The following is a 9,543-nucleotide window of genomic DNA, read 5'->3' on the forward strand; positions in this document are numbered from 1 at the left end:
TTCCGGAGCACATTTCTGAACAACTCATTTCCAAGGGAATTGTCCCTCTTTGCGGGCTCGAAGAAGCCATGTCGGCTATTGCAGCTCTTTCTTTGATTGCAAAGCCGTCATCGTCGCTCCCCATTCATCTGCCGATCACGGTTCAACACCCAATGGCGCTTTCGGAATTTGAGGCCAAGAAAATTCTGGCAAAGTGCGGTGTTCGGATTCCGAGAAGTTCTGAAGTCAACGGAAGTATTGACGCTGTATCGGCTGCAGAACAGATCGGATTTCCTGTCGTGCTGAAAGGAGTGGGCATTGCTCATAAAACCGAAGCCGGAGCCGTTGCGCTTAATTTGACATCGATTGACGCCGTCAAGTGCGCAGCCGATCTCATGCCTTCGAAACAGATGCTTGTTGAAGAAATGGTGACGAGACACGTTGCTGAATTGCTGATTGGTGTCGTCCAAGATCCAGCACATGGTTACATCCTCACTCTGGCAGCAGGCGGAGCGTTGACGGAATTGCTTCAAGATCGCGTGTCGCTGGTTCTACCGGTTATGCCATCTCAAATCGAAGATGCGCTGGGCGAACTGAGGATCTCGAAACTTTTGTCGGGTTATCGAGGCGGTGTTGCTTGCAACACTCAAGCCATTATCGACGCGGTAATGGCAGTGCAAGACTACGTGATTTCAAATCCGGTTGAGGAAGTGGAGATCAATCCTCTGCTTTGTGGTGAAGACTTTGCGATTGCTGCGGACGCATTGATCAGGTGTGGTGAGAAACATGACAGATGACCCCATAAAAATTGTCAAAAACGGTCACATTCTTGAAGTGACGTTGGATCGTCCCAAGGCAAATGCAATTGATCTTGTCACGAGCCGGATCATGGGCGAGGTGTTCACAGACTTCCGCGACGATCCGGAACTGAGGGTGGCCATCATCACCGGCGCAGGCGAAAAGTTCTTTTGTCCTGGTTGGGATCTGAAAGCCGCTGCGGCCGGAGATGCGGTCGACGGTGACTATGGCAAGGGTGGTTTCGGCGGACTGCAGGAGCTGCGTGGTCTCAACAAACCTGTCATTGCTGCAATAAACGGCATTTGCTGCGGCGGTGGGTTGGAGCTCGCACTGTCGGCAGATCTCATCGTTGCCGCCGATCACGCAACGTTCGCGTTGCCGGAGATCCGTTCCGGAACGGTCGCCGATGCTGCAAGCATCAAACTCCCAAAGCGGATTCCCTACCATATTGCGATGGAAATGCTTCTGACAGGTCGTTGGTTGGACAGTGAGGAAGCTGCACGATGGGGACTGATCAACCATGTTTTTCCGGCTTCGGATCTCTTGTGCGAGGCGCGCAAGTTGGCTGACGTGCTCGCGTCAGGACCGCCGCTCGTTTATGCGGCGATAAAAGAAGTCGTGCGGGAAGCAGAAGACATGAAGTTCCAGGATGCCATGAACCGCATCACAAATAGCCAATTTGAAACTGTGGAACGACTTTACAGATCTGAAGATCAACTTGAAGGCGCGAAAGCCTTTGCGGAAAAAAGAGACCCCGTCTGGAAAGGTCGTTAGGAGAACAATCATGCCTTTGCAAATGAACCGGGATGTATTCATTACCTCCGCCGTGACAGGTTCCGGTGCAACCCAGGACAAGTCTCCTCACGTGCCCCGCAGCCCAAGGGATATTGCCGAAAGCGCGATTGACGCGGCCAAGGCGGGTGCGGCCGTCGTTCATTGCCATGTACGCGACCCGCAAACAGGGGCACCCTCGCGTCGACTGGATCTCTATCGCGAAGTTACAGACCTGATCCGAGCCGCTGACGTGGATGTGGTGCTGAACCTGACCGCCGGTATGGGAGGGGACATCGTTTTCGGCTCTGCCGAAGCTCCGTTTCCGGTAAATGCCGGTGCGAGCGACATGATCGGTGCCTCTGAACGCATGGCGCACATTGCCCAGTGCCTTCCAGAAATCTGTACCCTTGATTGCGGTACCATGAATTTTGCAGAAGCAGACTATGTCATGACGAACACGCCCGGCATGTTGCGTGCAATGGGAGGAATGATGACAGAGCTGGGTGTCAAACCGGAAATCGAAGCATTTGATACAGGTCACCTTTGGTTTGCAAAACAGCTGGTTAATGAGGGGACATTGGCTTCTCCGGCGCTTGTGCAGCTCTGCATGGGGGTGCCTTGGGGCGCACCGAACGACCTGAATACCTTCTTGGCGATGGTCAACGCGGTTCCGATTGACTGGGTCTGGTCTGCTTTTAGTCTCGGTCGTGATCAGATGCCTTACGCTGCCGCGGCAGTTCTGGCGGGTGGAAATGTTCGTGTTGGCCTGGAAGACAATTTGTTTCTGGAAAAGGGTGTGTTGGCAACAAATGCTCAGCTGGTCGAAAAAGCGGTCAAGATTGTTGAAGGCATGGGCGCGCGCATAATTGGGCCTGAAGACGTTCGGGTGAATCTCGGCTTGAAAAAGAGATCACCGTCATGAAGGCAGCGATCGTTGGCGGAGGTGTCATCGGCGGTGGCTGGGCCGCACGCTTTCTTCTAAACGGTTGGGACGTCGCGGTTTTTGATGCCGACCCAACTGCGGAGCGCAAGATTGGCGAGGTCATCGAAAATGCCCGTCGAAGCCTACCTGCACTTTATGACAAGCTGCTACCTTCAGAGGGGCGATTGAGCTTCCACCAAGACATGGCCGAGGCGACAGTGGCCGCCGATTGGGTGCAGGAAAGTGTGCCGGAGCGGTTGGAACTGAAGCATAAGGTTCTGGGGACACTGTCAGAACTTGCTCCCGAAGGCGCCATTATCGGTTCATCGACTTCCGGTTTCAAACCTTCGGAACTTAATGGCAAGGGAGCGCGGGCGATTGTCGCTCATCCCTTCAATCCGGTTTATTTGCTGCCATTGGTCGAACTGGTGGGTGATCCGGGAGTGACCGCAAGAGCATCAGATATTCTGACAGGTATCGGTATGTTCCCGCTGACGCTGCGCAAGGAAATTGACGCCCATATTGCAGACAGGTTGCTGGAAGCTGTTTGGAGAGAAAGCCTTTGGTTGGTCAAGGATGGCATTGCGACCACAAAGGAGATTGACGATGCCATTCGAATGGCGTTCGGCATCCGGTGGGCACAAATGGGCTTGTTCGAAACCTATCGGATTGCAGGTGGCGAGGCGGGCATGAAGCATTTCATGGCGCAGTTCGGTCCTGCCTTGAACTGGCCTTGGACCAAATTGATGGATGTGCCTGAATTTACTGACGAACTTGTGGACTTGATTGCCAGACAATCCGATGCTCAATCGGGACATCTTTCAATACGAGAACTGGAACGGCTTCGAGATGACAATCTTGTCGGCATGATGCGGGCTTTGAAGAAAAGCGGTAGCGGTGCTGGAGACGTCATAAATCGACATGAGACCACCTTGGATATTCACGCCGACACGAAGCTGCCCGTGACGGGAGACCGGCAAATCCCTCAGAGTTGGACGGACTATAACGGTCACATGAATGAGGCCAATTACCTTGAAGCCTCCGCAGCGGCGACAGATCGGTTCATGGAGATGATTGGCGTGGACACCGCTTATATTTCTTCGGGAAAAAGCTATTTCACTGTCGAAAACCACATTCGGTATCTCGATGAGTTACATGCTGGTGAGCGCATGACAGTTACGAGCCAGGTTTTGAAGGGGGAGGGAAAGAAGATGCAACTCTTCCACTTCATTCGGGGCGAAGGCGACAAGTTGGCTGCAACCGTTGAAACCCTTCTCTTACATGTTGATCTAGCTACGCGATCGAGTTCACCGCCAAGTTCGAAAGTCTCTGAAAGACTTGCAGAATTCGCAAGTTCGCATGCCGGTCTACCGCACCCTGACGGCGCTGGGCGATTTGTTGGGCAAAGAGCCTGAGCCTGCGTTGGACACCGTTATGTAGCAGCGCCTCAGCGAGTTGGCTCACCGGACATGAAATCCGACATGCTGTCCCAGCTCGGAAGCTAGAAAATCGATGAGAGCTCTGACTCGACGGGTTAGATGCCTGTTTGGCGGATATAGAGCGTAGAGACCAAAAACATCGGTTTGAAAGTCCGGCAGTACGGGTTCCAGATGTCCGGCCTGCAAAGCTGCTTCAACTGCATAATAGGGGGATCGGGTAATGCCGAGGCCACCAATTGCCATTTGCGCCAATGCGCCGGGAGAGTTTGTCTGAATTGTTCCATTGAGCCTGACAATGTGCTCATCACCGCCGGATTTGAAACGCCAGACGTTGATTTCCGGCTGATTGTTGTCCACCAGGCATGTTTGCTTTGAAAGAGACTGTGGGTCTTTAGGGCGTCCATGCCGATCGAGATAGTCTGGCGATGCGCAAAGCACCAACGGCATATCCGAGAGTTTGCGGGCGACCAGTGTTGAATCCCTCAGAGCTCCAATTCGGATGGCCAAATCGAAACCTTCTTCAACAATTGCCACTCTGTTGTCGGTCAATCTCATGTCAAGTTCGACCCCCTTGTGTTGCTGCAGAAACGGGATCAGTGCCTGAGTTAACCGGGTGCTGCCAAAACCGGTTGGTGCGGTGATCCTAATTGGACCTGCAAGTGCTCCCTGGCGTTCGCGAACGAGAGATTCCAATTCATCAATTTGTTCGACGATTGGACGGCAGCGTTCCAGATAGGCGGCTCCGACATCGGTCAGTGATACGCTCCGGGTCGTGCGGTTGAACAGCTGTGTCTTCAGTTGGCTCTCAAGCTGTTGCACATATTTGCTTACGAGTTTGGTGGATATACCCAAACGACGCCCTGCCGCTGTAAACGAGGCATCCTGCGCTACCGCAAGAAAAGCTCTCATGGTCTCGATCTTGTCCATCACGCATCCTCAAGTTTCTCGAAAGCTGATTGTCTTCTTTTTGTACATAATTATTGAATAACTTGGGTTATTATTTCCAGTTTTGGAGTGTGCATATTGCGGTTGAGCGAACCGGCGCAAGTTGAACCGGTCTCGCGAAACTTTTGAAATTAGAGGAAATCGCAATGTCCAACGCGCTTCGCATCCATGGCTTTCCGCTGTCCGGTCACTCCCACAGAGTTGAATTGTTCGCTAACCTCGCAGGTATCGACTACGAATTCATCAAGGTTGATCTGGCTGGAGGCGAGCACAAGAAACAACCGTTTTTATCGCTCAACCCGGCCGGCAAGGTGCCTGTTATTCAGGATGAAGATGTCGTTGTTGCCGACTCCAATGCCATTCTTGTCTATCTGGCACGCAAATATGCGCCTGACTGGATACCGACGGACATGCCCTCGGAGGCCCAAGTGCAGCAATATCTTTCCTTTGCCGCCGGAGAACTCGCAAATGGTCCCGCAGCCGCACGCCTGATTACCGTTTTTGGAGCACCGCTTGATGCTGACCGTGCCAAAGCTGTTGCAGAGAGGGCGTTTGAGTATCTCGAAGCTCAGCTAAAGGGGCGTGTTTGGTTGGTTGGTGACCGTCCATCCATCGCGGATGTTGCCGTCTACAGCTATACGGCGCACGCGCCTGAGGGCAATGTTTCCCTGGATACCTATCCGAACATCCGTGGGCTTCTGACACGAATTGAAGGGCTGAATGGCTTTGTGCCGATGCCGACCACGGCGGTCGGCCTGGTTGCCTGATTGGATACCCTCGAGAAAACCGGATTTGATCGGGACGATTGCCTCCCAACGCCGAAAGAAGTGCAACTGCACTTCTTTCGCACCGGATCGATCAGTCTTTCTGCTTTCCAGCACAAATGCTCACTTCCTGACGGAAAGGTGTCCCCAATGCCTGCTGCTGATCTGTTCGACACGTCTGCCAAAATATCGTCACCGTTTCACAAAGGCGAAAAGCTGATTCAGCAGCGCATGGGAGTTGGTGAAATCGAACATTGGGCACGCAATGCCGTCCGTAGCTACATGCCTGAGCAACATCGCGAGTTCTTTCAAGCGCAGCCGTTTCTGATTATTTCCGCTCGAGACGAAAGAGGGCGCCCTTGGGCGACTTTGCTGGCGGGGGAGCCTGGTTTCGTATCTTCGGCGACACCGGAACAATTGGAAATTGAAAGTCAGCCTGTGGCAGGAGATGCGCTCGAAACAGCTCTGCAGGAGGGCGCGGACATTGGCATTCTGGGAATTGAACTGGAAACGCGGCGTCGCAATCGGGTAAACGGGCGCGTCACGAACAAGGATGGCATTTCGATCACCTTTGCAGTCGGACAGTCGTTCGGAAATTGCCCACAATACATACGCGCGCGGGCGTTCTGGTACAGCAGCGATACCCCGGAGATAACCGTCCTCAGGGGCGCAGAACTTTCTAGCGTGCAATGGACCTGGATTGAATCTGCAGACACGTTTTTCATAGCCAGCGGATATCGCGGGGAGGGAGAAACCCCCGTCTTCGGAATGGACGTGTCTCACCGCGGTGGAGAGCGTGGTTTCGTTGAGGTGTTGAACAGTCGAAAGATCAGATTTCCAGACTACGCGGGAAACAATTTCTACAATACATTGGGAAATTTGTCGCTTGATCCTAGAGCGGGACTTCTGTTCCTGGACTTCGCAACCGGGAGCATGCTGCAACTGACGGGTCGAGCCACGATCGAATGGGACACGGAAGACGTCAAGCAATTCCCGGGAGCCAGGCAGCTCGTCTCGTTCGAAATTGACGAGATCGTTGAATTGGGCGCAGCGCTCAAACTGCGTTGGCAGGAGAATGCTGAAGCAGCTCGGTCTCTTCGTCTGGTTGAAAAGAAACGGGAGAGCAAAGATGTCACTTCTTTCGTTTTTGAAGCGCGTGACGGGGGAAGTCTGGCGAACTTCGAAGCAGGGCAACACCTGCCGATAGAGCTTGATGTGCCGGACGCTGCGAACAAGATAAGCAGGACTTATTCTCTTTCCGGATCTCCAACTGATGACCGATACCGAATCTCAGTCAAACGGGAACCGAAGGGGCTGGCCTCTCGCTTCCTGCATGATAAATTACAGGTAGGCGCAATTGTGGAAAGCCGGAAACCTTCGGGCGAGTTCATGGTGACTTGTGCGAATTGCCCGCTTGTTCTTGTAAGTGCAGGTATCGGGATCACGCCCCTGCTGAGCATCTTACACAAGGTTGCACAAGAACAGGGTGATCGTCCGGTCTGGTTCGTTCACGGCACCCGCGACGGAGATCATCACCCCTTTCGTGATGAGATCAAAGAGCTGGCAGGTCTGCGGTCGAACATATGCATGCATACGTTTTACAGCCAACCGCTTGATGGGGATGTGCCAGGGTTAGACTTTGAAGACACCGGTCGCGTCACTGCGCAAATGCTCTCAAAGTTGGTGAACAGAGCCGATGCGCATTACTACCTCTGCGGACCCGCGGCATTCATGGCGCAGATCAAGTCCGGGCTGGAGGATGCTTTGGTGCCCGATATGCAGATCCACTATGAAACGTTTTGACCTCATTCACGAGGCTTGTGGACGTGCTTATCTACTCTGGTATTGCGAGAAACCAGAGGTTACGCCGGATGTTTCTGAACCATCGGCTGCTTGAAGGACCGTCTCCTGCTGCTCTCTCTCCGGGGCCGTTGTAGTCAAGACGGTCGTTCATGACACGTGAGCCATCCCAGAAATCAATATGATCGCCGGCAGAGCCATCTGTCCTTTCAAAGCAATCCTCAAAGTAGATGATGCCCGGTCTACCTGACAGAGTTCTTTCGATCTGCTCTGCCGTCTGGGTCCCGCTCTTTGTGTAGCGCTGGAATGTCCAGATACCTCGTAGATAGCCGATCAACCGAGATGCGCTGGTATTGTGAGCAACACCAGTCCCACAGCGCCTGTTCGAGGCTGTGTGGGTGTATCTGATCCGGCTTCTGTCAAAGAAGAAACCGGTATCGCTGCGCATCAGAGCGACACTCATCCGAACCGCACACTGGTTGGTAATGCCCTGACCGCAGGGCAAACCCTGCACCTCCCGAAATCGTCGGTACTCTCTTAAAAGGACGGATGCAGTCGGAACCTGAATGCTCGCTGGACCAAGTGTCTGCTTGGTTTCAGAATGCGGTGTTACCTGAGGTCCGGTGGTGATGCTTACCTGGGTTGGTGTATGTGGTGCACTTCTGTCCAGCGCTTCCCAGGTCAATTTTCCGGCGATACCGTCACCGGTTCCTCCTTCTTCAGCTTGACCGACGCTCGCCTGGAACCGGGCAACACCCGACACTGTTTCACTGCCGTAATCACCATCAAGCGTTCCATCGGACCTGATTGAACGCCGCATCGTGGCAGCTCCGACCCCAATCAATGCGTTTTGCAGAATGCGTACGGCTTCACGATCTCTCTCCCCCCGGCGCATGGCGGGTGCATTCTCGGCTGCATTGCGAATGCGGGCATTATCGCGAAACAGCGGATTGGTAAGCGGCATGACCTGATACTCCAAAACACAACTCTTCGACAGGTGAAAGGCTACCTGACCGAATTCCGGAAATTCTGGACACAGTTCTAAAAATAGACCGTGATTAAGGTCACTCTAGGTCGACTGGTCTTGTCGATTCCCAATGAAGCGGCCTACCGGTTTCGTTTTTTGGCAAACAAAGAACTCCATTTTAGTGGGTGGAGATCTAATTTTATTCAATCATTAATTGTAAGAAGTGTAGCGTTTAAAAATAGTGGTCCAGGGCCAAAAGTCTGGTGCGGACATTCTACATGAGAAAAAAGAATTGACCCATGTATTCAATAGGGTGGACCAATGACGACACAATTTACAATATCAAACCAATCCGGTGCAGACATTTACGTCTATGATTTCAACTACAGTTCGCCGTCCAAGATTGGGCCTCTGGGAGGTGGGGCGCTTGCGAGCAAGGGCACACTTTCTCTGACCTTAGAGGCTGATGCGGAGCGGCGTATTTACTTCTCAAAGGAAAGGTTGTCGGAGAGCCTTGAAAAGGGTGTAGCACCTGATCCGTTTAATTATGACGAGGATGCCTCTGTGATGTTCTCTTTTGCCGAATACAATTATGATCCCGGCAACAACCGCTTTACCTTTGATCTTTCATTTATTGACGTTTTCTCCTATCCGGTAACGGTTCTGTTCTCCAACTTGGGCACGTATGGCGGTGCCGTCGAAAAGCACGAGTATGGTCTTAAAAACTTGTCCGAAGTTGTGGGTCAGTTAGGCAAAAACAAAGATTACGTCTGGTCGGCGCTGGTCTGGCCTCTGAAAGATGTCGTTACGAAATGGGACCAGTTTCCAAACGGGATTTATCGTATCATCGGACCGAATACCGCCTGGCTCGGCGAACTGACAGGTGGTGATATCGGCCCTTGGGTGCCAACGACTTACAAGGATTTTTTCAATTCTCTTCCGAAAACCGGAACACAATTGTTTTCCAGCCATACCAATTGGGATGGATGGCAAAGTCTGACACAGTCAGCAGACCCCGGTCCGAGCGACACTGGTTATGTCAAGGCCTTGCACGCCGCGGCGACACCGGATTCAAACGGCAAGTACGGATTCTTCTGTTATCCCAACGATAACAAAATCGGAGAATTTACCTGGGTTCCAGACAGCGCAAATTGT

At 52.7% G+C, this 9,543-nt stretch carries 9 protein-coding genes; 7 read left to right on the plus strand and 2 right to left on the minus strand.

The window, feature by feature from the left end:
- From K5905_RS19050 to K5905_RS19065, 4 genes are all read left to right on the plus strand, one after another.
- A partial coding sequence (locus tag K5905_RS19050) for an acetate--CoA ligase family protein (RefSeq protein WP_297586654.1) occupies window positions 1-776 on the plus strand: 776 nt, incomplete at its 5' end.
- A complete protein-coding gene (locus tag K5905_RS19055) occupies window positions 766-1,551 on the plus strand; it encodes a carnitinyl-CoA dehydratase (protein ID WP_297586656.1) in 786 nt (261 codons plus the stop codon). The genes K5905_RS19050 and K5905_RS19055, both read left to right, overlap by 11 nt.
- 10 nt (window positions 1,552-1,561) lie before the next feature.
- A complete protein-coding gene (locus K5905_RS19060) occupies window positions 1,562-2,473 on the plus strand; it encodes a 3-keto-5-aminohexanoate cleavage protein (protein WP_297586658.1) in 912 nt (303 codons plus the stop codon).
- Window positions 2,470-3,888, plus strand: a complete 1,419-nt coding sequence (locus K5905_RS19065) for a carnitine 3-dehydrogenase (RefSeq protein ID WP_297586660.1) — start codon at window positions 2,470-2,472, stop codon at window positions 3,886-3,888. Before K5905_RS19060 ends, K5905_RS19065 begins: the two co-directional genes overlap by 4 nt.
- A gap of 45 nt (window positions 3,889-3,933) precedes the next feature.
- Here the strand turns inward: K5905_RS19065 and K5905_RS19070 are convergent, their stop codons facing one another.
- Window positions 3,934-4,839 (minus strand): LysR family transcriptional regulator, encoded by a 906-nt coding sequence (locus K5905_RS19070; RefSeq protein WP_297586662.1) that lies wholly within the window; start codon window positions 4,837-4,839, stop codon window positions 3,934-3,936.
- A 164-nt stretch (window positions 4,840-5,003) separates the two neighbouring features.
- Here K5905_RS19070 and K5905_RS19075 point away from each other — a divergent pair, with 164 nt between their 5' ends.
- Complete coding sequence (locus K5905_RS19075) at window positions 5,004-5,624, plus strand: glutathione S-transferase family protein (protein WP_297586664.1); 621 nt, start codon at window positions 5,004-5,006, stop codon at window positions 5,622-5,624.
- Between the two features lie 147 nt (window positions 5,625-5,771).
- Window positions 5,772-7,424, plus strand: a complete 1,653-nt coding sequence (locus K5905_RS19080; RefSeq protein WP_297586666.1) for a pyridoxamine 5'-phosphate oxidase family protein — start codon at window positions 5,772-5,774, stop codon at window positions 7,422-7,424.
- A 31-nt stretch (window positions 7,425-7,455) separates the two neighbouring features.
- On the opposite strand, the gene K5905_RS19085 is transcribed toward K5905_RS19080, so the two are convergent.
- Window positions 7,456-8,385: a T6SS effector amidase Tae4 family protein gene (locus tag K5905_RS19085; RefSeq protein ID WP_297586667.1), complete on the minus strand. Its 930-nt coding sequence runs from the start codon at window positions 8,383-8,385 to the stop codon at window positions 7,456-7,458.
- 324 nt (window positions 8,386-8,709) lie between these two features.
- Here K5905_RS19085 and K5905_RS19090 point away from each other — a divergent pair.
- The coding region (locus K5905_RS19090) for a beta-1,3-glucanase family protein (RefSeq protein ID WP_297586669.1) at window positions 8,710-9,543 on the plus strand (834 nt) is incomplete at its 3' end.

Origin of the sequence: Roseibium sp. (assembly GCF_025698965.1) — a bacterium.
Classification (GTDB): Bacteria; Pseudomonadota; Alphaproteobacteria; order Rhizobiales; family Stappiaceae; genus Roseibium.

Coding starts and splice junctions, on each gene's coding strand:
- K5905_RS19070 (WP_297586662.1), bottom strand. CDS start 4,839: ATGGACAAGATCGAGACCATGAGAGCTTTTCTTGCGGTAGCGCAGGAT.
- K5905_RS19085 (WP_297586667.1), bottom strand. CDS start 8,385: ATGCCGCTTACCAATCCGCTGTTTCGCGATAATGCCCGCATTCGCAAT.
- K5905_RS19060 (WP_297586658.1), top strand. CDS start 1,562: ATGCCTTTGCAAATGAACCGGGATGTATTCATTACCTCCGCCGTGACA.
- K5905_RS19055 (WP_297586656.1), top strand. CDS start 766: ATGACAGATGACCCCATAAAAATTGTCAAAAACGGTCACATTCTTGAA.
- K5905_RS19065 (WP_297586660.1), top strand. CDS start 2,470: ATGAAGGCAGCGATCGTTGGCGGAGGTGTCATCGGCGGTGGCTGGGCC.
- K5905_RS19075 (WP_297586664.1), top strand. CDS start 5,004: ATGTCCAACGCGCTTCGCATCCATGGCTTTCCGCTGTCCGGTCACTCC.
- K5905_RS19080 (WP_297586666.1), top strand. CDS start 5,772: ATGCCTGCTGCTGATCTGTTCGACACGTCTGCCAAAATATCGTCACCG.